Genomic DNA, 24,951 nt, shown 5'->3' on the forward strand with positions numbered 1-24,951 from the left:
GCGGCGCGGGTTTGGGCTGCACCTTTGCGTCATGCAATTCCCCCTCGCACTGGCCATTATTGAAGACCAGGTTTCCATCCGCGAAACCCTGCACGAGTACCTGAGTGCCCAGCCGGAATTTCGTTGCGTGCTGGTGGTCGATTCCGTCGAAGCGTTTTTGGAGCAGTTGCCCACGGCCGCGGTGCCGCCGCAGCTTATTCTCTCCGACATTGGCCTGCCGGGTTTGTCGGGCATCAGCGGGCTGCCTCTGATTAAGCAGCAGCTGCCCCAAGCTCAGGTACTCATGCTGAGCGTATTTGCCGATGCCGAGCGGGTATTTGAGGCGTTGCGGGCCGGGGCCGTGGGCTACCTGCTGAAGAATACACCGCTGGCCCAACTCAAGGAGCACCTGCTGCAGGTAGCAGCCGGCGGCTCGCCGATGTCCCCCAGCGTGGCGCGCTACGTGGTACAGGCCTTCGCGCAGATTCCGGTTCCGCTGCCACCCAACATTCCACTCGACGACCTGCTGCCCGCCGAGGCCCTCACGGCGCGGGAGCTGGAAATCGTGCGCGGCATTGAAGATGGCTTGAGTTATAAGCTGATTGCTGAGCGCCATTTTATCAGCATCGACACCGTACGCAACCACATCCGGGCCGTGTACCGCAAGCTGCAAATCAACTCCAAAAGTGAACTCATGGCCCACGCGCTACGGCGGCAGCGTCGGTAGCGAAATACGGGTTGGTCAACCCCTATTGATATCAGTGAAACAACATGCCTCGCAATAATTAGGCACTAAAATTAGGTTTTATCACTAAAAAATTAGATTCCACACCGTTTACTAGCAAAAAATAAACATATCCATGTCATACCGCCATGTGCGACTGGAACCGTGCTTTGTCAACAGCAAATTCTATTCTCACTTTACAGTTAAAATAAGCGGCGGGCGTATGAATCAACTTTACTCGATTATTAATCCCAGGCTGTTGCTGGCCGTGCATCAGGTAGGCACGGCCAGCCCGAGCGCCCAAACGGGCGACGCCCCTGCCAACGATGGCGCGCTGGAAATGCGCCGCGGCAACATCAGCTCCCCGGTGGTATGCACCGGGCCTCCGAATCCCCTCACGGCCGGCTTTGGAATATATTCCTCCAAAGCGGCGGGATAGGTAGCCTCTTCCCTCGGCCCCGGCATGGCCTGCCACGCTGCAAGTACCTACCCTGCTGGGCTGCGTGCTACACTCGTTCGCCAATAATGGCCGCGACCAGGGGAACAACATTCACTACGGGGCCAATGGCAGCTATGGGCTGCGCCACACCATGGCCACGGCGGCCTTCGGGGCACGCTGCGTGGGGTAGTAATTATTGCGCGCCGCTGCTTTTGCACCACTCTTACAATTTCTTACCTCCTACTCAATGAAAGACTTGGCTTTTATCGGGCGCTGGCTATTGCTGATGGCGCTGCTGGTGCTAGGCCGGCTCACGGCCACTACCCACCGGCCGGCCCTACCCCCCGTGCCCCCCTTCACATGGTTCCCCTCGGCTACCGCCAATTCCTTACCACAATCCTCATCCGACTAACCCGGCTGCAGCCCCTGCCGGCCGGTTGAAGAGCGCGCCGCAACGGCCCCGTGCAGCTACAACAGCTTAAAAGTCACCGTTATTTTACCCTCTTTATCTTAGTTATTTCCGCTTATGCTTGTTCAGTTACTCTCTCTTTCTTTTCCTCGGCTCCGGCACTGGTTGGCTATCGGCTTGCTGGTCGTGGCGGCGGTTTCGGCGGCCACGGGCCAGCCCATGACCTTTAGCACGGTGGGCACGGGGGCCAACAATGGCAACGGCAACTACACCGTGACCACCGCGACCAGCAACGTGTACGGAGGTTTCTGGAGTGATGCCACCATCAGCCTGGCCTACAACTTCGACCTGACCTTTGTGACTTCCCAGCCGGGTGGCGACGGCATGCTGTTCGTGCTGCACAACTCTTCGGCCACGGCTACTACAGCCTCGCTGGGCTCGGGCATGGGCTACTACGGCGGCTCGGGCACCGATTTTGCCCAGTCGCTGGGCCTGGAGCTGGACATTGCCAACGGCAGCGGCGGCACCACCGGCGGGCGCTACGACCAGGACGGCAGCCACCTCGCTTTGGTGAAGAATAAAAATTACTTCCCCTACCGCTACGTGCCCATCACCACGCCCTCAACCTTGCTCACGGGCAGTCGCCTGCTCCGCCTGACCTGGAGCGCGGCCACCACCACCCTCACGGGCTACCTTGACGGTGTGCAGCGCTTCAGCTATTCCGATAACCTGACGAGCACCGTATTTGGCGGCAATCCGAACGTGCGCTTTGGCTTCACGGGGGCCTGCGGCGGGGCAGTCGGCCTGCAAACGGTAACGGTGGGTCAACTCAGCTACGGGCCCGCGCCCGCCCTGACGACGCTGGCCCCACAGGGCGGACCGGTGGGTACCAGCGTGGTGCTCACGGGCAGCAACCTGGGCACGGCCACGGCGGTAAGCTTCAATGGCACGGCGGCGGCGTTTACGGTGAACTCGGCCACCCAAATCACGGCAACGGTGCCGGCGGGCGCCACCTCAGGGCTGGCCACCGTGACTTCACCCGGTGGCAGCAGCACTGGCCGGGCATTCACGGTAGGCACGGCTCCCGGCAATGCGCTGGCCTTCGACGGCACCGACGACTACGTAGCTTTCGGCCCTACCCCGGCCGCACACAACCTCGGGCCAAACAACTTCACCCTTGAAGCCTGGGTGCAGTACAATGGCGGGGCGGGCGCACAGTCCATCATCCGCAAAACCGGCGATTATAACCTGTACATCAACGGCAACACCCTGCACGCCGAAGTTTGGCCCAACGGCACCGGCAACACCGCCTGGCGGCGGGCCGACGGCACTGCGGTGCTGCCTGCTAACCGCTGGGTGCACGTAGCCGCCGTGTGGAACAAGGCCGCTCTCACCTACCAGCTCTACGTGAATGGCGTGGCCGATGGCACGGGCACCAGCACCACCGGCACCGTGAGCGGCAGCGAAAACCTTACCTTGGGCAAGTCGACCATCTACGGCAACCTGCTCACGGGCCGGCTCGATGAGGTCCGCATCTACAATACCAGCCTGACGGCCGCCGACGTGGCAGCCGACATGCGGAGCCTCGCCCCCGCCCTGCCCGCCAACCTGATGGCCTACTTCAATTTCGACCAAGGCAGCGACGCCGGCTCCAACGCCGACCAAACCACCCTGCTTGACCTGAGCAGCAACGCTTACCCGGGCACCCTCAGCAATTTTGGCCTCACGGGAGCGCCCAGCAACTATGTGGCCAGCTATGCGGCAGCGGTGCCCACCGCCACTGCCCCCACCAACCGCAGCGCCACCGGCTTCACCGCTACCTGGACGGCCCCAGCCCTCGGCACGGTCACCGGCTACCTGCTGGATGTGGCCACCAATGCCAGCTTCAGCGCCGCTATTGCCGGCTCGCCTTTCACCATTGCCGCGCCCGCTACCAGCTTCGACCTAACCGGCCTCAACAGCAGCAGCCCGTATTTCTACCGCGTACGGGCCCTCAATGCCGGCCTGGCCAACCCCGACCAGGGAGCATTTTCCAACCGCATCACACTCGGCTCCCCGCTTCCTGTGGAGCTGAGCGCCTTCACGGCAAGCTTCGACGGCTCCGAGGCCGTGCGCCTGGCCTGGACCACGGCTTCGGAAAAAAACAGCGCCCGCTTTGAAGTGGAGCGCAGCATTGATGGCAGCGAATTTGGCTTGTTGAGTATAGTGCCGGCGGCGGGCAGTAGCGCTGCCCAGCAAGCCTATGCGCTGCGCGATGCCCACCTGCCCCACACGGCTGCTATGCTCTACTACCGGCTGCGGCTGTTCGATGCCGACGGCACGGCCAACTACTCGCCGGTGCGCGGCGTGGCCCGGCCCGGGGCAAACGCGGCCACGCTATTCCCCACGCCTGCTACTGGCTTGGCTACGCTAAGCGGTGCCGCACCCGGTGCCGCCGTGCGCGCATTCGACGTGCGGGGCCGGGAAGTGACGGCCACTACGGCAGATGCCAGCGGCACGGCAATCCTCCAGCTACCCGCCGGGCTGCCCAGCGGCCTGTACGTAGTGCGGGCAGGTTCCACTGCCCTGCGCCTTACGGTGGAGTAGCAGCTTAAACCTGTCCCTGCCCAGTAGGCGGCTTATAGCCGGAGGCTCTTTTTAATTGCCGCGTAAAAGCGCTCTTAAGCAAGCGTCCGGCCTGCGGACTGCACCGGATGCTTGCTTAAGAACTGTAATTGTAAGCAGCAGCCTATTGATGGCCGGATGCAAACGAGGTTCATACCAAAACAAGCGTTTTTTTGCGCTTTCTTTGCCATTGACTTCTGTCTTTTCTGGACAATATTAATATGGCGCTTCGCTTATGTTCCTACAGGCTGGGGCTGGCCTTGCTATTGCTGGCCAGGCCAGGCAGGGCGCAGTCCGGTTCAGGCGGAACCCGGCCTTTTCCTTTCGATTCGCTACGGGCTACTGTGAGGAAAGCGGGCCTGCCCGATACGGAGCGGGTTTTCAAAGCCATGGAGGCATACCAGGCCCTCATCTATGCCCGTCCCGACTCGGCCCCGCCCTATGTGCAGGAGGCCTTGAGTCTGGCCCGCCGCATTGGCTTCAGGCGCGGGGAAGCCAATGCCTATGGCGCCCTGGCCGGCCTCGAATACCAGGCCCACCGCTACGCCCGCGCCCAGCAATACTACCAACTGATGTTGGGGGCCGCGCAAAAGGCCCACCATACTGGCCTGACGGGCAGTGCCTACGCCGGCATGGCCAGCATGGCCGTGAACACCGGCAACGTGGCCGACGGCCTGCGCTACTACGGCCAGGCCCGCGCTACCTTCGCCAAGGCTCATCCCCGCGGCTACAACAACGAGGTACTGACGCTCTACAACCTCGCCAACTACTATCTCAACCACCAGCAGAAGGCCGCGGCTGCCCCCTTACTCCGGCAGGCGGTGGCCTTACTCCCCCACTGTACCTGGCCGGAGCTACCCGTGGCGGTGACCATTGGCCTGGGGCAGATACAGCAATACCAGCACCAGCCCGATTCGGCGGTGGCCTCGTGGCAGCGGGCCGTCCGGCTGGGCAGCGCCGCCCACCTCGACCAGTTAGTAGCCGAAGCCCACGGCTACCTGGGCGCCCGCTACCTAGCCCAGCACCGCCCGGCTCTGGCCCTGGCCGAAGCCCAAATGGGCGTAGCCCTGGCCCGACGCTCTCAATCAAATGAGATTGAGGTGGAGAATCTGGACCTGCTGGCCGAGGCCATGCACGCCCTAGGCCAGCCCGCCGCTTACGATACGCTGCGTCGCCTGCAGGCCCTGAGCGACACCGTGCACGCCCACGAGAATACGGCCGCCCTCACCCAGGCCCAGGCCCGCTTCAACGATGTTGAGCAGCAGGCTCAGATTCGCAGCCTGCAACAGGACCGTCGCCTGGCCGCCCAAACCCAGGAGCTGACCCGCCTGCGCTACCGCCAGCAGGTGGCGGGCGTGAGCAGCCTCGCGGGGGGGCTGCTGCTGCTAGCTGGGTGGGCCTTTTGGCAATACCGCCGCCGCCAAGCCCTACGCCAGGCCACGTACGACACGGCCCTGCGCACCCGCCTGGCCGCCGACCTACACGACGACGTGGGTGCCTTGCTCACCCAAATCAGTCTGCAAAGCGACCTGCTGCGCGAAGCCCCCGCCGCCCCCGAAGCCACCCTGGCCCGGCTGGAGCGCCTGAGCGATACCAGCCGCCGCGCCGCCCGCCAGATGGCCGATGTGGTGTGGGGCCTCCACGCCAGCTCGGCCGAGCTGCCCGAGGTAGTGATGCACATGCGCGAACACGCCCACGAAGTGCTCCCACCGGCTGGCTTGGCCGTCGATTTTGCCATTACAGCGGAGGCCGCTGCCCGCAATCCCAACGTGGCCGTGTGCCAGACACTGTACCTGATTTACAAAGAAGCCCTGCACAACGCGGTGAAACACGCCCGGGGAGCTTCCCAGGTCACCATCCGCCTGAGCCTGGACGCAGGCCAGCTCTGCCTGTCGGTGCGCGACAATGCCCCCGGCCCTGCCCCGGCCTCCCGTCCCGGTGGCCACGGCCTCACTAACATGCGCCAACGAGCCGAAGCCGTGGGCGGTGCGCTGCACTTCGTGGCCGAGGCCACAGGGTTTGGCGTAGTAGCTTGCCTGCCGGGTTAGCCACCTGTACTCGTGAGCGCCGTCCGTCATCCTACGCCATCTGTCATCCGTCTTAATTCATGCGCTTTCTTCCCCTCCTTTCCCTACTCCTCCCCCTATCTACCCTGGCCCAGGCCCCGCTGCCTGTGCCGCGCAACCTGCAAGCCACCTACACGAGGGGCACCCGTGCCGAAAGCGGCCAGCCCGGTCCCAACTATTGGCAAAACACCGCCGACTACGACCTCAACATCACCTTCGACCCTGGCACCCGCCGCGTGGCCGGCACCGTGGCCATCCAATACCATAACAATAGCCCCGGCGAGCTGGACCAGGTCTGGTTCAAGCTCTACCCCAACCTCTACCAGAAGGGTGCCCCGCGCAGCAAGGCCTTCGCCCCCGAGGACATTGGCGAGGGCATGAAAATCAGCGCGCTGACCATCAACGGCGAAACCTTCGACGTGAAAAAGTTGCGCATTGACGCCACCAACCTGGCCGTGCCACTGCGCAAGGCCATTGGTGCGCACCAGACGGCCACCGTGACGGCTACTTATTCCTACATTCTCAATAAGGGCTCGCACCAGCGCACCGGCGAGATTGAGCCGGGAGCAGATTTTGTGGCTTACTTCTTCCCGCGCATCGCCGTGTTCGACGACATTGACGGCTGGAACCGCGTGCCCTACACCGGCGACCAGGAGTTCTACAACGACTTCTGCAATTTCAAAGCGGCTATCACCGTGCCCAAAGATTTCGTGGTCTGGGCCACCGGCGACCTCACCAACACCGACCAGGTGCTGACTAAAAAATACGCCCAGCGCCTGCGCGCCGCCGAGCAGCAGGACGCCGTGGTGAGCATCATCACGCCGGCTGAGGCCAAGCTGCTCGGCATTACTACCCCCAATGCCCAGAACGTCTGGCGCTTCGAAGCCAAAAACGTAACGGACTTCGTATTTGCCACCGCCGACCATTACGTGTGGCAGAGCACTAGCCTGATGGTGGACCCTGCCACCAAGCGCCGCACCCGCGTCGATGCCGTGTACAACCCCAAGCACGAAGACTATAAGGAAGTCATCGACTTCAGCCGCAAAACGGTGGAGGCCATGAGCTACACCTTCCCCAAGTGGCCCTTCCCCTACGCCCACGAAACGGTGTTCGACGGCCTTGACCAGATGGAATACCCGATGATGGTGAACGACAACCCCACCGAAACCCGCGAAGACGCCATCACCCTGACCGACCACGAAATCTTCCACACGATGTTCCCCTTCTACATGGGCATCAACGAAACCAAGTACGGCTGGATGGACGAGGGCTGGGCCACCATCGGCGAGTGGCTGATTTCGTCAATCATCGACCCCAAGCTGGACGACGACTATGGCGTGGCCCGTTACGGCAATTATGCCGCCACCGAGCAGGACTTGCCCATCGTTACGCTCAGCACCCAGCAAACCGGCGTGCCCTTTTTCCTCAATTCCTACCCCAAGCCCGGCATGGGCTACCTCTATGTGAAAGACATGCTCGGCGATGAGCTGTTCACGAAGGCGCTGCATACCTACATCCGCCAGTGGAACGGCAAGCACCCCATGCCCTACGACTTTTTCAACAGCATGAACGCCGGAGCGGGCCGCAACCTCAACTGGTTCTGGCAGCGCTGGTTCTTCGACGCCGGCTACCCTGACCTGGCCATTGCCAGCGTGAATAAAACCGCCGCCGGGTACGACCTCACCGTGCAAGCCAAAGGCAGCAAGCCCATCCCAATCGACCTCACCCTCACCTTCGCCGACAACACCACCCAGAAAATCCACCGCAGCATCGCCGTCTGGGAGTCGGCCACGGCCGTCACTATCCCCGTAGCCACCAAGCAGCCGCTGAAACGCGTGACGCTCGGCAGCACCCTCGTACCCGACAGCTACCCGGCAGATAATACGTGGGAGGGGAAGTAGAATTTTATAATAGCTATTATGTCCTGTCAACTAAGGTTTTCTGCCAAGAACTTTGATGTGGATTATTACCTGCTCACCTCTAACCTTAATTCTCATGAGGTATTTAGAACTGGGGATTATCAGCAAACGCCTTTGGAAAGCTGGGTAACCAAGGATTCAGGATTTTGTGTCACCGCAAGTAATGCTGACTTTAATGATTTCAATGGTCAAATAATTGACACGGGAAAGTTTATTTGGCAGCACGTAGATGAATTGGAAGCTCTTGGCAAAATAGAAGAGCGGGTTACCTTCTTCTTCGATTTTGGTCTGACAACTACTCTGTTTGAGGAAGATGTTTGGGTTCAATCATTTCATTTTCCTGTAGAATTTCTTTTGCTTCTCAGCAGAATCGGAGCCGGTCTAGAAATTTCATCTTACTACCCCACCAGCGAGGACGAAGAGGAAAACAACTCGAATTAATACCCTTACCTTTGCCCGCAGTGATGGGTCGCCTCACCGCGGCGCTTTCGGGCGACGAGGAAAGTCCGGGCAACGCAGAGCACCCTGCTTCCTAACGGGAAGGACTGGCGAGTATAATGCGAACCAGGACAGCGAGTGCCACAGAAAACTACCGCCTACGTCGCCTTCGGGTGGCCGGTAAGGGTGAAAAGGTGCGGTAAGAGCGCACCAGCGGGCGGGCAACCGTCCCGGCTGGGTAAACCTCAGGGGTTGAAAGACCAAATAAGCTGGTACGCCGGCGCGGCTTCGGCCGCATCGGCACCGGGCGGCTCGTCCGGCGCCAGCGGGTAGGTTGATGGAGCCTTTCCGCGAGGACTGGCCTAGATAAATGGTGAGGCAGTGGCTTCGGCTACGGACAAAACCCGGCTTACAGACCCATCACCTCGCATCAAAAAGGCCACTCCCGCGCGGGAGTGGCCTTTTTTTTATTTCTATCCGGTCCGACCGCTACAGGTGGTCCGACCGGTGGCTCTACTTCTTGGCTCCCCGCACGGCTTTCACTTCGGCCACTGTCACGACACTGGCTTTGTTGCCGAAGCTATTGCGCACGTAGGTAAGTACATCGGCCATTTGCTGGTCGGTGAGATAGTCCTGAGAGGGCATCACGTTGTGATAGGGTTCACCGTTGATGTCCTGGCCCTGCAGGCCGTTGAGGAGGACGTTTATCAAGCGGGTTTTGTCGCCGAGCACGTAGTCAGTTTTGCCCAAGGGCGGGTTCAAACCGTCCACGCCAGCGCCGTCGGCTTGGTGACAGCTGAGGCAGGACTGCGTGTAAACGGATTTGCCCTTGAGCAGCACGGCGGCCGGCACTCCGGTTGTGGCGGCTTTTTGGGCAGGAGCTTTAGCAGGCGTTTTCTTCTGAGCAAAAGCCGGACTGGCACCCAGCACCAGCAACGCCAACATAATGAAAGAGTTCTTCACGAAACAGCTTATTTCTGGTTGTAGACAATGCGATAGATGGTACCCGCCTTGTCTTCCGACACATAGAGCGAACCATCGGGGCCCTGGGCCAAGCCGCAGGGCTTGTGGTCGGGGTGGCCCGCGATGGCATTGGCGGGTGAGCCGGCAAAGTTATCCGCAAACACCTCCCACTGGCCGCTGGGCTTGCCGTTTTTGAAGGGCTGAAAAACGATATAATAGCCTTTCTGAGGTTCGGGGGCGCGGTTCCAAGAGCCGTGGAAGGCGATGAACGCACCGTTGCGGTACTTCTCCGGAAACATGGTACCGGTGTAAAAAAGCAATGCATTGGGCGCGGTGTGGGCGGGGTAAGCCACAGCAGGCTCCAGGTACTTGGGGTCAGCTTCCTTCTTGCCGTCGCCGCCGTATTCCGGCGCCAGTATTTTCTTGTGCTGGATGGGGTCGTAGTAGAGGAACGGCCAGCCGGCGTTGGCCCCTTTGGAGAGGGCGTACATGCACTCGGCGGGCAGTTCGGCCGATTGTTTGGTATCGTAAAGCTCCGGGAAGATGTCGTGCAACTGGTCGCGGCCGTGTTGCATCACGTAAAGCTGATTGGACTGCGCGTTCCAATCGAGGCCCACCACGTTGCGCAGGCCGGTGGCAAAGCGCGTGCCTGCCCCGTAGCTCTGACCGGGTTTGTCGGCCCGGAATTGCCAGATGCCGCCCGCCGAGTCCAAAATCGGACAGTTCTGCTGGCCGAGCGAGCCCTTCTGCCGGTCCTTTACTTGACAGGAGTTTGAATACGCCCCAATGTTGACATAGATATTGCCCGCGTTGTCGAGCGCAATGGACTTGCCCTCGTGCTGGTGGCGGTTTATCAGGCCGGTAATGATTTTCTCGGGCTGCGTGGGGTTAGTCACTTCACCTTTCGCGTCCAGCTTGTAGCGAAACACGTCGTCATCAGAGGAGGCATACAAGTAGCCGTCTTTGACCACCATGCCTGTGCCGCCGTAGTTGCCGAAACCACCCGTCACGGTGGCTTTGCCGGTGGGTCCGGCCTTCAGCTCCAGGATGCCTTTGCCGTCTTTGGTGGGCCGGTTTAGCTTGACGTACAGGTTGCCTTGAGGCGTAATGGCAATGTGGCGGGCCCGCTCCCCGGTTTCAGCCACCACCAGGGCACCGAAGCCGGGCAGCAGCTTGAGACCCGCATTATTGGGGTCGGCCACGACGGTGGGCTTGCTGTTGAGGGCGTAGAAGCCAAAGCTTCCGGCAATAGCCGCCGACAGCAGGAAGGGCCGGATTAGGGAATTTTTCATGAATGGGTTGAAGTGAAAAAAGGTTAGTAAGTAACGAGTCAGACGTAAGCAGCGTTGCAGCAGCGGCTTGCATAGCCGGGAGAGGCGTGGCAGATGCCCCCAGCAAAGCAGCAGCAATTGTTAGACGCTAAATGTTGCGGCACTCCTGCGCCAAATATCCTGATTTTCTTCACAGACGAGCGCCGCGCGCCGCTTTTCGTTACCTTCGCTCCTCTCTGTTCGCATTACTTCCCGTTCCCAACACATGCCTCGCATCCTCATCATCGACGACGAAAAAGCCATCCGCAACACGCTGAAGGAGATTCTGGAATTTGAAGACTACAAAGTAGACCAGGCCGAAGACGGTCCCGCCGGCCTCGACATGCTCATTCAGCAGAAGTACGACGTGGTGCTCTGCGACATCCGCATGCCCAAAATGGACGGCCTCGAAGTGCTGGAGCGCGCCCAGAAAATGGGAACCGAAGCCGCCTTCATCATGGTATCGGCCCACGGCAGTATCGACACCGCCGTGGACGCCACCAAGAAAGGCGCCTACGACTTCCTGCCCAAGCCGCCCGACCTCAACCGCCTGCTCGTCACCGTCCGCAATGCCCTCGACCGCACCAAGCTCGTCACCGAGAGCAAAACGCTGAAAAAGAAGCTCTCCGTCACTTCCAAGGGCTCCGAAATGGTGGGCTCTTCCGATGCCCTCGGTGCCGTGCGCAAAGCCATCGAGAAGGTGGCCCCCACCGATGCCCGCGTGCTCATCACCGGTCCCAACGGCGCCGGCAAGGAAATGGTGGCGCGCCAGCTGCACGAACTCAGCCCGCGCGCCAACGGCCCGATGGTGGAAGTAAACTGCGCCGCCATCCCTTCGGAGCTCATCGAAAGCGAGCTGTTCGGCCACGAAAAAGGCTCTTTCACCTCAGCCGTGAAGCAGCGCATCGGCAAGTTTGAGCAGGCAGACGGCGGCACCCTATTCCTGGACGAAATCGGCGACATGAGCCTCTCGGCCCAGGCCAAGGTGCTGCGCGCCCTGCAGGAAAGCAAAATCACCCGCGTGGGCGGCGAAAAGGAAATCTCGGTGAATGTGCGCGTCCTCGCCGCCACCAACAAAAACCTGCTCCAGGAAATTGCCGACCGCAACTTCCGCGAAGACCTCTACCACCGCCTCTCGGTCATTCTAATCCAAGTTCCCGCCCTCAACGACCGCCGCGACGACATCCCTGAGCTCATCGAGAAGTTCCTCAACGACATTGCCGCCGACTACGGCAACAAGCCCAAGAAAATAGACCCTTCCGCCCTGGACTACCTCAAAGGGCTCGACTGGCGCGGCAACATTCGCGAGCTGCGCAACGTGGTGGAACGCCTGGTGATTATGAGCGACGATACGATTTCGGAAAGCGACGCGAAGGCGTTTGCGGGGAAGTAGGTTAAGCTGCTCATTCACATAAAGCAAATAGGCCCGAAGCTGAGCTTCGGGCCTATTTGCTTTAGAGTTTAAACTTCCGTGAGGAAGGAAACCGGAGGTTAAAACCTGCAATCGCCCCCATCAATGGCAGCAAAGCCAGCGAAGTAACCAGTAGTAACGTGGGGAAGAAATCAGTGGAATTTGAAATGCGTAGCACCGTTAGGCAAACCAATACAACGCCAGCTATCAATCCCAAAAAACTCATGAAAATCTTTAAGAGGAAAGGTAAAAACGCTCCTTCTTCAAGGCTGACCCGCAAATAAATATAGCCGCTGATAGTTATACCAAGTAACATTCCGATATAAGTACCAGCACCGGTGCATAGGAAACTTGCCACAGGATTCCTATTGCCGTTGATGTGAAGGGCGAGCAAGCCAGAAATGAAACAAGCCAAAATAGCGGCTGCAATGCCGGCAATAACTTGTCGACGTATCAGGTCAGAGTTGAAGTAAGCTGCCATAAGATTATCCTGCTATTACATTCTGTTTGTCTAATGCAAGATATTAACTGATAGCGCATGACTCACACCATCTGGTTGCACCCGCGCACGTCCGAATTATCCATCCGGCCCAGCACCTCAAAGCTGCCATCTTCGTGCATCAGGGCCAAATCCTTGGTTTCGATAAAGGCGCAGGAATCAATATTGGCCAAGTCAACCACATTGATGGCACCGTCCTTCCGGCCACCAATTGAAAACGGGTCTGACGGGTCGCGTAGCAGCACGCGTAGCGGCGCTGGGCAGTGGAACCGGCCGTCGCCCAGCGAGTAGGCTTGGCTGAGTAATTCGGTCATGCCATATTCGGAGTGGATGCCGGCCGGGCCAAACGCCTGCTGCAACTCCGCGTGCAGTTCCTCCCGAATCATCTCGCGACGGCGGCCTTTCATGCCACCGGTTTCGAGAACGGTGAGGCCTTGCAGCTCCGGCGTGGCGCCGGCTTCGGCCGCAAAATCCAGCAGCGCATAGCTCACGCCAATGAGCATGACGCGGCGGCCGGGCACCTGCTTAGCTTCGGCCAGGGCGGCGCGCAAAGCGGCATGGTCGTGCAGGAAAAAGGCGGCTTGCGCCTGGCCGGATTGTTGGGCGAAATAGTCCACCATAGCCACCAGCGATGAATTGCCCTGCTCCAGGTACGAGGGCAGCAGCGCCAGAAACGTCCAATCTGTGAGCGGACCGTAGTATTGCTCGAAGATACGGGCGGCGTTTTCGCGGTACAGCGCCGGGTCGCGCACGAGGTGGCGGCTGCGCTGCTGCAAGGTGGTGCCGCTACTCAGGAAGGTTTCCTGCGGCTCCCAGCCGGCAATATCAGTGCGCACTTCGTGGGTTTTGAAAAACTCGATGGGCAGGAAGGGAATTTCAGTCAGCTTGGTAACCGTGGATACGTTGCGGTGCAGCTGTGCGAGGTAGGCGGCGTAGGGTGGGCAGTGCGTGGCCTGGTACCGAAACAGCGCCAACGCCGCCGCCTCAAAGGCAGCTGGCATAAGCGTGGGCAGGCTTTGTAAAAAATCAGAACGGAAACTCATGACCGGTTAGCGGGGTTAGCAACGACAGACGAACCAACAAGTGTCGCTATTCGTTGGGAAAAACGTACTTTGGCCCTACTTTGGTCGTTATGTGGCGGTCTTCTCACTTCCTGTCTAATATGAATCTGCTTCGTACCCTTAATGGTGCCGCATTGCTAGGCCTGGCCGGAACGGGCCTCGGTGGTTGCATTCAAGCACCCGATTATTCCTTTACTCCCGAGATTGATGTCAAAGAAGTTCGAAAGGTAGTCGTTCCGCCCGCTGGCGGAAACAGTACAAGCAACGAAATCACCTTTGTGCTAAATTTCCGCGACGGCGACGGCGACCTAGGCTTATCGGATGACGACATTAAAACGTCGCCCTATACCGACCCGGCTACATCTGCCGCCGCCGCACGCAACCATACCGACAACACTCTCAATTACTACATTCAGCCACTGAAGCTGGTTGGCGGGACGTTTGTACCTTACATAACGCCGCCAGGTACTTTTGGCAAATTTGGGCAGTATGATGCCCGATTTCCCCGGCTCGATGGTACAGACGCCAAGCCGGCCCCCCTCAAAGGTCAGCTGAACTATGTATTCCCAATATTTCTGGATGGCAATGGAACAAGTGGGTCTTATAGTCCCGGCGATGTATTCAAGTTTCAGCTCACGATTTTAGACCGGCAGTTGCACGTCAGCAACACGGTAACCACCGAGGCAATAACGCTGACCGAATAGGTCAGCGTTATTTTTTTGCCTCCTATTTAGTAAATGGCTGGGAACTGCTCCGGCGCGTCCTCGCTCATCAGCTCGTAGATGGTATCGAACACGTCCTCCGCATTGGGTTTGCTGAAATAGTCGCCGTCGGAACTATAAGCCGGGCGGTGGGGCTGCGCGGCAAGGCAGCGCGGCTGCGCATCGAGGAAGCGGTAGGCCTGCTGCTCGTCCAGCACCTGCTGCATCATGTAGGCCGTAGCGCCGCCGGGCACGTCTTCATCGGCAAACACCACGCGGTTGGTTTTCCGGATGCTGTCGAGGATGAGTTGGTCGGTATCGAAGGGCAGCAAGGTTTGCACGTCGATAACTTCCACTGAAATACCTACCTCGGCCAGCTGCTTGGCGGCGTCCAGCACAATGCGGCACATCGAGCCATAGGTCACCACCGTCACGTCGGTACCTTGTTTCAGCACTTCGGGGCGGCCCAGCGGCAGCGTGAATTCGCCTACGTTGCTCGGGATGGTTTCTTTCAGGCGGTAGCCGTTCAGGCACTCAATCACCAGAGCGGGCTCGTCGCTACGCAACAGCGTGTTGTAGAAGCCGGCGGCCTGCGTCATGTTGCGCGGCACACACACATGAATGCCCCGAATGCTGCCCAGAATCATCTGCATGGGCGAGCCGGAGTGCCAGATGCCCTCCAGGCGGTGCCCGCGGGTGCGCACGATGAGCGGCGCCTTCTGCCCGCCTTTGGTGCGGTACTGCAGGTTGGCCAGGTCGTCGCTCAGAATCTGGATGGCGTAGAGCAGGTAATCCAGGTACTGGATTTCAGTAATCGGCCGCAACCCACGTAGCGCCGCCCCAATTCCCTGCCCAATAATGGTGCATTCGCGGATGCCGGTATCGGTCACGCGCAACTCGCCAAATTTATCCTGCAAGCCCGCAAAAGCCTGGTTCACATCGCCAATCTTACCCACGTCTTCGCCAATGGCGAAGATGGCCGGGTCGCGCTGGAAATTGGCATCGAAGCAGGCCTGCAACACCTCGCGGCCGTCTACCTGCGCCGCGTCGGGCGCGAACGTGGCGGGCACTTCCTCGATATTGCCAACGGCCAGCTCGCTTTGGCTGAACAGGTTGGAGTTGTAGCGGTCGGCATTTTCGGCCAGCAGTTGCTCCAGGTGGCGCTGCACAGCGCGACGACCGAAACTACGCTTTTCATTGCGCACCTGGCGCAGAATGCGGCGCATGGTCCGCACAATGTCGGCCCGAATGGGCGTGGGGTTGGTTTTCAGCTGCTCTACCTGCTCGTGCAACGTGTTTTCGGTACCGGTGTCGGCCACCAGCTTTTCGAGCAAAGCCACCGCTTCGTCGCGCTCGGCCTTAATTGGGTCGAAGAAAGCGGCCCAGGCGGCCGTGCGGGCCGTTTTGATGACGGCGGCGGTTTCCTTTTCGATGTCGTCGAGCTCCAGCTCAGTGGCGTGGCCCTCGGCCAGCAGCCATTCGCGCAGCTTGTGCAGGCAGTCGTGGTCCTCTTCCCAGGTCAGGCGGTCCTTGCTCTTGTAGCGCTCGTGCGAGCCGCTGGTGCTGTGGCCTTGAGGTTGCGTGAGTTCCGTGACGTGGATGAGGACGGGCACGTGCTGCTCGCGGCACACGGCAGCGGCGCGCTGGTAAGTTTCTACCAAGCCAATATAATCCCAGCCGCGCACCACGTAAATCTCGAAGCCCGGTTGGCCTTCACCGTCACGCTGCAGGCCCATCATGATTTCCGAGATGCTCTGCTTGGTGGTCTGATATTCGGCCGGCACCGAGATGCCGTAGTGGTCGTCCCACACGCTCACCAGCATGGGTACCTGCAGCACCCCAGCCGCGTTCAGGGCCTCAAAAAACATGCCTTCCGACGTGCTGGCGTTGCCAATCGTGCCGAAGGCTATTTCATTGCCGTTGTTGGAAAGGTTGGTGAACTGGTGCAGCTCCGGGTTTTGACGGAACAGCTTGGAGGCGTAGGCCAGGCCCAGCAAGCGTGGCATCTGGCCGGCGGTGGGCGAAATATCGGCCGAGGAATTTTTGGTTTGGGTAAGGTCGGTGAGGTTGCCGTCCTCGTCCAGCATGCGGGTGGCGAAGTGGCCATTCATGGCGCGGCCGGCGGTGGCGGGCTCGGCTTCCACGTCGGGGTTGGCGTAGAGCTGGGCGAAATACTGCTGCCAGGTGAGCTGGCCAATGGCTACCATAAAAGTCTGGTCGCGGTAGTAGCCGGCGCGGAAGTCACCGTTCTGGAAGGCGCGGGCCATGGCCAGCTGCGGCACCTCCTTGCCATCGCCGAAGATGCCAAATTTGGCCTTACCCATGAAGACCTCCTTGCGGCCGGCCAGCGAGGCGTGGCGGCTTTCCCAAGCCAAGCGGTAATCGGTGAGGAAATCGGCCTTGGTGAGCGGGGCGGCTAGCGCAGGCATGGCGGTTTCAGCAGCGGACATATAAATACGGGTAAGAATGCGGTGGGAATTTTAAGCAGGAAGAGAGGCGGCCCGGGGCCGTGACGCAAAAATACGGAATTGAGGCCGGGTAGGTGGCGTAGGCGGGTTTGGCCGTATATTTGGGCTACGAAGGTGCGTGTGGTCCGGCGTTGATTCTCAGCTTATGGCCCTCGCTTACGAATCTCTTTCTTCATCAGAACCACCCGGCCCGGTCTTTTGATTCGGCCACTCAAGGGTTAGAAATCATGAAAAAACTTCTTACTATTCTCCTGCTGGCTTTCGCCGGTGCGGCCCACGCTCAAGGCGTGATGCAGTTCGAAACCGATAACCATGACTTCGGCAACGTGCCTGAAGGCACGATGGCCACCTACGAGTTCAAGTTCAAGAACACCGGCAACCAGCCCGTGGTCATTGCCAACGTGCAGGCCAGCTGCGGCTGCACTACTCCGGACTGGACCAAAACCCCGGTACTGCCCGGCAAATCCGGCATTATCAAAGCCATGTACAGCAGCGCCGGCCGCCCCGGCGTGTTCAACAAGACGGTGACTGTGACCAGCAACGCCACCGATGCCAGCAAGGTCCTCAGCATCAAGGGCACCGTTCTCACCAAAGACCAAATCAAACCTACCCTGACGCCTGCCCAGCTAGCCGCCTCGCCCCACATGGTGCTCGACAAAACCAGCTACGACTTTGGCAAAATGGAGGCCGGCCAGCAGCCTATCGCCCGTTTCACGGTGAAGAATACCGGCAAAACCCCGCTGGTGCTGGGTGCCCTCACCGCCGGCTGCTACTGCGTGGGCTACAAAACGCCCCCTACAGCCATCGCGCCCGGCCAGAGCCAGATGATTGAGCTGCTTTACAGCCAGCGCCAGCTTGGCCAGGTGAGCGATGCGGTTACCATCGCCTCCAACGACGTGAGCGGCGATGCCAAAATCATACTCAAGGCCAACATCGTGCGCGACCTCATTGGCAACAGCATGGTGAAAGAAAGCGGCACGGCGGTACCATTTAAGTAGTCTGCACCACGGATTCGGCGGATTTCGCGGATTCTGTAGACGTTATTTTTAGAGAGGCTCTGCCGGCGTGGTAGGGCCTTTTTATTTGCGCCTGGGATTGGGGCGAAGACAGAGGAATGGGCTGCCGCGTAGCGGCTTTCTCCACCTATCTTTGCGGCTCGAAAACTCACCTCCCTCACCCCACCATCACTCCCCCACTTATGATAATCGGCGTTCCTAAGGAGATTAAAAATAACGAAAACCGCGTGGGCCTTACGCCTGCCGGCGTAGCGGAGCTGCGCAAGCATGGCCACACCCTGCTGGTGCAAAGCACGGCTGGCGAAGGCAGCGGCTTTCCCGATGCGGAGTACCAGACGGCTGGCGCGACCATGCTCGCAACCATCGCCGAGGTGTACGAGCAGTCCGAGATGATTATCAAGGTGAAGGAGCCTATTGCTGAGGAGTACCCACTCATCAAAGAGAATCAGCTGCTGTTCACTTACTTCCACTTCGCCAGCGGCGAGGAGCTGACCCACGCCATGATAGCGCGCAAAGCCATTTGCCTCGCTTACGAGACGGTGGAATTGAGCAACCGCGCCCTGCCCCTGCTCATCCCGATGAGCGAAGTGGCCGGCCGCATGGCCCCGCAGGAAGGCGCCAAATACCTGGAGAAACCTTTGAAAGGCCGCGGCATTCTGCTGGGCGGTGTGCCCGGCGTGAAGCCCGCGCACGTGCTGGTGCTGGGTGCCGGTATTGTGGGCACGCAGGCTGCGAAAGTGGCTGCTGGCCTTGGTGCGCAGGTGACGGTGATGGACATCAGCCTGAACCGGCTGCGCGAGCTCGACGACTTTATGCCCAAGAACGTGGTGACGCAGTATTCAAACGAGTACAACATCCGCGAAGCCATCAAAACGGCCGACCTGATTGTGGGCGCGGTGCTGATTCCCGGTGCCAAGGCTCCGCACCTCATCACCCGCGACATGCTGAAGACCATGCGTCCCGGCACCGTAGTGGTGGACGTGGCCGTGGACCAAGGCGGCTGCATCGAAACCTGCCACCCCACTACGCACGAAAACCCGACCTTCATCATCGACGACGTGGTGCACTACTGCGTGGCCAATATGCCCGGCGCGGTGCCCTACACCAGCACCCTAGCCCTGACCAACGCCACCCTACCCTACGCCGTGAAACTGGCCAACCAGGGCTGGCAGGAAGCCTGCCGCCGCGACGAGGCCCTACGCCTCGGCCTGAACGTGGTACACGGCGAAGTAGTGTACAAAGGCGTAGCCGAAGCCTGGGGGCTGCCCCTGACCAGCGTGGATACCGTGCTGGAGCTGGCCTCGGTATAAGCTAGCGTAGAGCTTTTGTCATTGCGAGCGAAGCGCGGCAATCCGTCCTCCTAATGCCAGCAGCCCTGAAATGTGAAAAGCCCCGATGCCTGCAACGGCGTCGGGGCTTTTCGCTACTATTGAAAAATATTAGTCGGTGAGCCTCGTCACACAGTGGGCTGGTCGCGTTTTGAGGACGGATTGCCGCATTGCGCTGCGCTCCACTCGCAAGGACAAATTAGATGATACCTTCTCCTATTATCCGCCTGCTGCTGCGCCGTTTTGCGTTGTTGATGGCCGTTTATACGCTACTCCGATTTTGTTTCTATTGCTTCAACCTCGTCACGTTTCGGGGCATTGGCTTTGGCTCGGTGGCGCTGGCATTTGTGCACGGGCTGCGGTTTGATGTAGCGGCACTGCTGTGGCTGAACCTACCACTGGTGCTGGCGTCGCTGCTGGTACCGGTGACGGCGCGGCGCGGGCAGCAGTGGCTGCGCGGGCTGTTTGTACTGCTCAATATTCCGGGCTTCCTGCTCAACGTTATTGATTTTGAGTATTTCAAGTTCATCGGGCGGCGGCTGAGCAATGAGTGGCACACCATCGGGCACGATATTGCGCAGCAGGCCGGCCAGATTGGCTTGCAATACATTTACCTGCTGCCGCCGCTGCTGCTGCTCGTGTACCTGCTGTGGCGCTTCTGCCCCATGCCTACACCGGCAGAGCTGGCCACCGAGCCCAGCCGGCGGCCGTGGCTGCAACGCAGCCTGGAGTTTGTGCTGGCGGTAGGCCTGGTGGTGCTGGGCCTGCGCGGTGGCTGGCAGCTCAAGCCCTTGCGCACCGGCACGGCGTTCGATTTGCAGCCTGCCGTGCTCGGCCACCTGGCCCTGAACAGCACGTTCACGGTGCTGAAATCCTTTGATGAGGTGGCGGTGGAACGCGTCAGCTACTTCCCGGCCACAACCAAGCTACGCCCCGCGCTGGCCGAGCCGGTGCTGCCCACCCGACCACCTGTGCCACCCGATAACGTGGTGGTCCTGCTGCTGGAAAGCTTTGGCTCGGAATACACCGGCGTAGAAAATAATGGTCAGGGCAGCTTCACGCCCTTTTTCGATTCGCTGGTCACAGTGTCGGGGGCACGCTTCATGCGGGAGAACTACGCCAACGGCCGGCGTTCCATTGAGGCACTGCCGGCCGTGCTTTCGGGCCTGCCTTCGCTGATGGACGAGCCCTTTATCACCTCCAGCTTTCAGACGGCGGAGCTGCATGGGCTGGGCGAAATCCTGGGCCGCCACGGCTATAACACGGCCATGTACCACGCCGGCGCCAATGGTACGATGGGTTTCGACATGTTTGCGGGCATTGCGGGCATGCAGCATTATTATGGCCTGAATGAATACCCTGGCGGGGCCGCCAGCCCCGATTACGATGGGCACTGGGGCATTTTTGACGAGCCCTATCTGCAGTACTTCAACCACCAGCTTACGGCCACCAAGCAGCCGTTTCTGGCCACGCTTTTCACGCTCAGCGCGCACGAGCCGTTCTCGCTGCCCGCTAAGTACAAGGGCAAGTTTCCGAAGGGCACGCAACCCATTCACCCCACTGTGGCCTACGCTGACATGGCCCTACGGCGCTTTTTTCGGGCGGCCAGTAAGGAGTTGTGGTATGCCAACACGCTTTTCGTGCTCACGGCCGACCACACCTCGCAAACGGACCGACCGGGCTACCAAAACCCGCTCGGTTACCACAAAACGCCCCTGCTGCTCTTCCGCCCCGGCCACCCACTACCGGCCGTCGATGCCCACCGCATCACCGAGCAGGTAGACGTGCCGGCCTCAGTGCTCGACGTCCTGGGCCTGCCCCAGGAGCAAAAGGCACTGCTGCCGTTCGGCTCTTCGGTGTTTGAAACGGCTAGCCCCGGCCGCGCCATTTTCCGCGACGGCGACTCGTACTACCTCGTGCATTCCGACTTTGTAACCGAGCTCACCAACAAGAATGAGGTGCGACTCTACCCCTACAAAACCCATTTTATTCCCAATGAGCCGGTGGCTAACCCCGACCCGGCGCTGGTGAAAAAGTACGGCAATGAGCTGCGCGCCTGCGTACAGTTTTACGTGAACGGACTGCTGGACAACCGGCTGTATAAATAGAGCCTGCGCAGCATAATTTTTATCGCTATTTTTTGTACACTTAATATTTTTAGGTAAGTGCAGGGCAAATAGTGCCCTGTATTTGAGGCACTAATTGAACGCATGCAATAATCATTATACTAAGGCACCTGACTTACTAATATGACATGTTTATGTCATACCGCCGCATTGGTATAAGCCGGACATTTGTTCTTTTCCCCGGCGCGCGGGAGTTTAACTTTCAGGTCTTTGCATGCGTTTCAGTGTCATTAGCTCCTGCATACTACCCTGGGGCGGCAGCGAGGAGCTATGGACCGAGGCGGCCCTTCACCTGCAGCAGGCCGGACACCAGGTTGCAGTCCTCAAAACGGCCTTCGATGCGCAGCATCCTCGCATTCGGCAGTTGCGGGCCACGGGGTGCACAGTAACAGGACTAGCCCAACAACCGACACTCGCCAAGCGCCTGCTCAACCGGGCGCTGCCCGCCCACCGGCAGTGGACGCCCAGCAGCAGCCAGCTAGCACAGGTCCGGCGCCACCTTCAGCAGCAGCAGCCCGACCTTGCGGTGGTGGCCCAGGGTTCCAACTTTGACGGGCTTGCATTTGCCGACATCTGCCGATGCCTCAAGCAGCCCTTTGTAGTGATAGCCCAAAAGGCGGCCGAAGTGCTCTTTCCCCCGGTTCATCAGCGTGAAATGGCCCGCCTGGCCTACCGCGCCGCCCGGCACTGCTATTTCGTATCGCGGCACAACCTGACGGTAACCCAGCACCAGCTGGGCCAGGTGCTCGACCACGCCAGCGTCGTTCCGAACCCCTTCAACGTACCCTACGCCGGGGAGCTGCCCTGGCCGCCAGCCACCGCCATAATGCGGCTGGCCTGCGTGGCCCGGCTGGAAGTATTCGACAAGGGCCAGGACATTCTGCTGCAAGTACTGGCCCTGCCCAAGTGGCGGCAGCGGCCCCTGCACGTTTCTTTTTTCGGGCACGGCGGCGACGAACCGGCCCTGCGGGACATGGCGGCGCTACTCGGCCTACACGACCGTGTGACCTGGGCCGGACAGGTGCCGGACATCACCACCGTATGGGCCAGTCACCACGCCCTGGTATTGCCCTCCCGCTACGAGGGCCTGCCCCTGGCCCTGACCGAGGCCATGCTTTGCGGCCGGCCGGCCATTGCCACTGCCGCCGGCGGCACGGCCGAGCTGCTGGTGGATAACGAAACGGGCTTTCTGGCCGGGGCCGCCACCGTGGCGGCCCTTGATGAGGCCCTGGAGCGGGCGTGGGGCAGCTACGCCGACTGGCCAGTCGTGGGGCGGCGGGCGGCCGCGCACGCCCGCGCCCAACTGCCTCCCGCCCCCGGCGAACAACTGGGTCGGCATCTACTTCAGCTGCTTCATAATTGACTGCTGCACACACGCAATAGGCGCTACTACCCCCTGACTCTACTACGTAAACTTTACTGCTACATGCAAACCGGTTTAGTCTCCATCATTATCCCGACGTATAACCGGGCTCATCTGGTTGCCGATGCCATTCGCAGCGTACTGACCCAGGACTATCCGTATAAGCAGCTGATTATCATCGACGACGGCTCGACCGATGATACCCGCCGGGTGGTCAGCAGTTTCGCGGAAGTGGAGTATTACTACCAAGACAACCAGGGCCAGGCTGCGGCCCGCAACGCCGGCCTGCGCCGGTGTCGGGGCGAGTACATCGCTTCGCTCGACTCGGACGATATCTGGGACCCTACCTTTCTGAGCAGCGGCCTCCGGCAGATGCAGCCGGAGGTGAACCTTGTGTTTATGAACTGGCAGGTTAGCAATAGCCACAATGGGCTAGAGATTTTTTTCCAGCGCGCAGCGGCGCGGCGGCGCTACTTCACGCGGGCCGTGGGCGACTGGTGGCACCTGGATGCCGCCCAGAGCCGGCGCCTGATGCTGGAAACCTGCCCCGCACCGTCTTCGGCCCTCATCATCCGCCGCAGCGCCATGCCCGAGAGCTGGAACGAGCAGATGCTCATTGCTGACGACTGGTGCCTGCTGCTCGACATTGTGATGAACCAGCCCACAACTGTCCTTTTCACGATGGTGCCGCACTGGCTAAAGCGCGTGCACGGCGAAAACATCTACGACGGCCGTGATTATGTAGCCGTGGCAGAGGAATTGAGCTCGCATGATGAGCCCCTGCTGCTGCTGCGCTACCGATCGCAGCTAAGCCGGCGCGAGGTGGTGATTTTTCGGCAGCGCCAGGCAGAGCACCACGTCAACTATGCCTACAACAGCTACAAGGTCCGCGATAAGGCCGCCCTGCTGCGCCATATGGCCACGGCCTTTCAACTGGCGCCGCTGGCCACCGGCTGGCGCATTGCGCACGAGGTGCTGAACTACGGCAGAACCTATTTTGCCAAAACTCCCATAAAAATTCCGGCCCGGCGCTACGCCCCTTCCGCATGATGCCGCCGGATTTTACCACTGAGTACAGCCAGGGCCCTGCCCCAGAGCCGCAGCCGTTGCCAGCTGTGCACGCCAAACAGCAGGCCGTGCAGGGCGAGCACCCCAGCATCGGCGGGGTAGCGCCACACCTGCGCCAGCAGCAGCGCCAGTGGATAATAGACTTCGTAATACTCGTTGAGCAGGATGTGCTGGCCGGCCTGGGGCTGGGCGATAACCACCGGCTGCCGCCACACGCGGGCGCGCAGCCCCGTCAGGACGCCGTAGAGCCCCAGCCCCAGGTAGGCCAGCGGCTGCCGGAGCAGGTAGAGCAGCCCCAGCAGGGCCGCGCCTTCCAGCAGCAGGGCGGCCACGGCCAGCCGCCGGCCCGTCGGCGCGCCCCAGCGCACCACGAAGGTGTTTACGCCAGCTTGCGCATCGTTGGCGGCGTCGCCCAGCTGGTGCCACAGGATGTTGCGCAGCCCGCAGCCCAGTGCCCAAGCACCCACGGCCCCCAGCCACGGGGCGGCGGGTGCTACGCCCGCCCACTGGCTGACCAGCGTGGCCGTGAGCAGTTGCGGAAACAGGTGGGCCCCGGCGGTATCGGCCAGCAGGCCCCAACCGCTGCGCACCTTGAGGCGCAGCGGGGGCAGCGAGTACAGCGAATAAGCCACCCAGGCCCCCAGGTAGAGCCCGGCGGCCAGGGGGCTGAGGCGCCAGAAGTACGCGCCAATGGCCAGGCCAACGCTCGCGCACCCCACCAGGGCTGCCGCCACCACGCGGCCCGATTGCCGGGCCAGGCGGTTGGCCTTGCCGGCCGCGGCGTCGTCGGCCCGGTCGGTCCAGTCGTTGAGCACGCTGACGTAGGTGGCGCCTACCGTGAGGGCCAGCAGCAACAGCAGGAGCCGGGGCAGCAGGGGCCACAGCGGCACCCGCACAACAGTGGCCGTAGCGTAGGCCGTGGCCAGAATTGGGGCGAACTTGTAGGCCCACCACTCGCTGGCCCGCGCCATTTGAAACAGGGTGTAGGCCGCCCGCTGCCGGGCTGTTGGTTCGGACGCGGCCGGGTCGTTCATCATACTTTACCGGCCTTGATAGAAG

Annotated in this window: 21 protein-coding genes and 1 other RNA gene; 16 read left to right on the forward strand and 6 right to left on the reverse strand. The window is 60.6% G+C overall.

The genetic code is table 11. The features are described from left to right. Nucleotides 1-31 precede the first annotated feature (31 nt). The 9 genes from J4E00_RS01775 (at nt 32) to rnpB (ending at nt 9,006) form a co-directional block, all read left to right on the forward strand. Nucleotides 32-706: a response regulator transcription factor gene (locus J4E00_RS01775; protein WP_208173291.1), complete on the forward strand. Its 675-nt coding sequence runs from the start codon at nt 32-34 to the stop codon at nt 704-706. A 220-nt stretch (nt 707-926) separates the two neighbouring features. Beyond that, the gene (locus tag J4E00_RS01780) at nt 927-1,142 is read left to right on the forward strand and encodes a hypothetical protein (RefSeq protein WP_208173292.1); all 216 of its coding nucleotides are present in this window, start codon (nt 927-929) and stop codon (nt 1,140-1,142) included. A 64-nt stretch (nt 1,143-1,206) separates the two neighbouring features. Continuing rightward, nucleotides 1,207-1,332, forward strand: a complete 126-nt coding sequence (locus J4E00_RS29785; RefSeq protein WP_262898379.1) for a hypothetical protein — start codon at nt 1,207-1,209, stop codon at nt 1,330-1,332. 57 nt (nt 1,333-1,389) lie between these two features. Further along, on the forward strand, nt 1,390-1,554 hold the full coding sequence (locus J4E00_RS01785) for a hypothetical protein (protein ID WP_208173293.1): 165 nt from the start codon (nt 1,390-1,392) through the stop codon (nt 1,552-1,554). A gap of 114 nt (nt 1,555-1,668) precedes the next feature. Beyond that, on the forward strand, nt 1,669-4,137 hold the full coding sequence (locus tag J4E00_RS01790) for a LamG-like jellyroll fold domain-containing protein (RefSeq protein WP_208173294.1): 2,469 nt from the start codon (nt 1,669-1,671) through the stop codon (nt 4,135-4,137). A 239-nt stretch (nt 4,138-4,376) separates the two neighbouring features. After that, on the forward strand, nt 4,377-6,203 hold the full coding sequence (locus J4E00_RS01795; RefSeq protein ID WP_208173295.1) for an ATP-binding protein: 1,827 nt from the start codon (nt 4,377-4,379) through the stop codon (nt 6,201-6,203). 59 nt (nt 6,204-6,262) lie between these two features. Beyond that, complete coding sequence (locus J4E00_RS01800; RefSeq protein ID WP_208173296.1) at nt 6,263-8,122, forward strand: M1 family metallopeptidase; 1,860 nt, start codon at nt 6,263-6,265, stop codon at nt 8,120-8,122. An 18-nt stretch (nt 8,123-8,140) separates the two neighbouring features. Then, the gene (locus J4E00_RS01805; RefSeq protein WP_208173297.1) at nt 8,141-8,581 is read left to right on the forward strand and encodes a hypothetical protein; all 441 of its coding nucleotides are present in this window, start codon (nt 8,141-8,143) and stop codon (nt 8,579-8,581) included. 20 nt (nt 8,582-8,601) lie between these two features. Continuing rightward, an RNA gene (gene rnpB / locus J4E00_RS01810) (RNase P RNA component class A) lies at nt 8,602-9,006 on the forward strand. An 85-nt stretch (nt 9,007-9,091) separates the two neighbouring features. On the opposite strand, the gene J4E00_RS01815 is transcribed toward rnpB, so the two are convergent. Together J4E00_RS01815 and J4E00_RS01820 are read right to left on the reverse strand one after the other, a co-directional pair. After that, nucleotides 9,092-9,541 (reverse strand): cytochrome c, encoded by a 450-nt coding sequence (locus tag J4E00_RS01815; RefSeq protein WP_317196580.1) that lies wholly within the window; start codon nt 9,539-9,541, stop codon nt 9,092-9,094. Between the two features lie 8 nt (nt 9,542-9,549). Continuing rightward, entirely contained in the window at nt 9,550-10,833 is a 1,284-nt protein-coding gene (locus J4E00_RS01820) for a PQQ-dependent sugar dehydrogenase (RefSeq protein ID WP_208173298.1), read from the reverse strand. 244 nt (nt 10,834-11,077) lie between these two features. Here J4E00_RS01820 and J4E00_RS01825 point away from each other — a divergent pair, with 244 nt between their 5' ends. Then, a complete protein-coding gene (locus J4E00_RS01825; protein WP_208173299.1) occupies nt 11,078-12,244 on the forward strand; it encodes a sigma-54-dependent transcriptional regulator in 1,167 nt (388 codons plus the stop codon). 61 nt (nt 12,245-12,305) lie between these two features. On the opposite strand, the gene J4E00_RS01830 is transcribed toward J4E00_RS01825, so the two are convergent. Both J4E00_RS01830 and J4E00_RS01835 read right to left on the reverse strand, forming a co-directional pair. Continuing rightward, entirely contained in the window at nt 12,306-12,743 is a 438-nt protein-coding gene (locus J4E00_RS01830) for a hypothetical protein (protein WP_208173300.1), read from the reverse strand. A gap of 62 nt (nt 12,744-12,805) precedes the next feature. Beyond that, the gene (locus J4E00_RS01835; RefSeq protein WP_208173301.1) at nt 12,806-13,804 is read right to left on the reverse strand and encodes an acyl transferase; all 999 of its coding nucleotides are present in this window, start codon (nt 13,802-13,804) and stop codon (nt 12,806-12,808) included. A 119-nt stretch (nt 13,805-13,923) separates the two neighbouring features. On the opposite strand from J4E00_RS01835, the gene J4E00_RS01840 reads away from it, so the two are divergent. Beyond that, on the forward strand, nt 13,924-14,526 hold the full coding sequence (locus J4E00_RS01840) for a hypothetical protein (protein ID WP_208173302.1): 603 nt from the start codon (nt 13,924-13,926) through the stop codon (nt 14,524-14,526). Between the two features lie 26 nt (nt 14,527-14,552). Here J4E00_RS01840 and J4E00_RS01845 read toward each other — a convergent pair whose 3' ends face one another. Then, entirely contained in the window at nt 14,553-16,973 is a 2,421-nt protein-coding gene (locus J4E00_RS01845; RefSeq protein ID WP_410779738.1) for a thiamine pyrophosphate-dependent enzyme, read from the reverse strand. A 245-nt stretch (nt 16,974-17,218) separates the two neighbouring features. On the opposite strand from J4E00_RS01845, the gene J4E00_RS01850 reads away from it, so the two are divergent. The 5 genes from J4E00_RS01850 (at nt 17,219) to J4E00_RS01870 (ending at nt 23,874) form a co-directional block, all read left to right on the forward strand. Further along, nucleotides 17,219-17,989: a DUF1573 domain-containing protein gene (locus J4E00_RS01850; RefSeq protein WP_208173303.1), complete on the forward strand. Its 771-nt coding sequence runs from the start codon at nt 17,219-17,221 to the stop codon at nt 17,987-17,989. Nucleotides 17,990-18,189: 200 nt separating this feature from the next. Continuing rightward, on the forward strand, nt 18,190-19,317 hold the full coding sequence (gene ald, locus J4E00_RS01855; RefSeq protein WP_208173304.1) for an alanine dehydrogenase: 1,128 nt from the start codon (nt 18,190-18,192) through the stop codon (nt 19,315-19,317). A 221-nt stretch (nt 19,318-19,538) separates the two neighbouring features. Next, on the forward strand, nt 19,539-21,443 hold the full coding sequence (locus J4E00_RS01860) for an LTA synthase family protein (RefSeq protein WP_208173305.1): 1,905 nt from the start codon (nt 19,539-19,541) through the stop codon (nt 21,441-21,443). Nucleotides 21,444-21,675: 232 nt separating this feature from the next. Next, nucleotides 21,676-22,824: a glycosyltransferase family 4 protein gene (locus tag J4E00_RS01865; protein WP_208173306.1), complete on the forward strand. Its 1,149-nt coding sequence runs from the start codon at nt 21,676-21,678 to the stop codon at nt 22,822-22,824. Nucleotides 22,825-22,887: 63 nt separating this feature from the next. Further along, the gene (locus tag J4E00_RS01870) at nt 22,888-23,874 is read left to right on the forward strand and encodes a glycosyltransferase family 2 protein (RefSeq protein ID WP_208173307.1); all 987 of its coding nucleotides are present in this window, start codon (nt 22,888-22,890) and stop codon (nt 23,872-23,874) included. Here J4E00_RS01870 and J4E00_RS01875 read toward each other — a convergent pair. Beyond that, complete coding sequence (locus J4E00_RS01875; RefSeq protein WP_208173308.1) at nt 23,856-24,929, reverse strand: UbiA family prenyltransferase; 1,074 nt, start codon at nt 24,927-24,929, stop codon at nt 23,856-23,858. The two genes, J4E00_RS01870 and J4E00_RS01875, sit on opposite strands and share 19 nt — an antisense overlap. Between the last annotated feature and the right edge of the window lie 22 nt (nt 24,930-24,951).

This window comes from Hymenobacter negativus, from assembly GCF_017571495.1.
Classification (GTDB): Bacteria; Bacteroidota; Bacteroidia; order Cytophagales; family Hymenobacteraceae; genus Hymenobacter; species Hymenobacter negativus.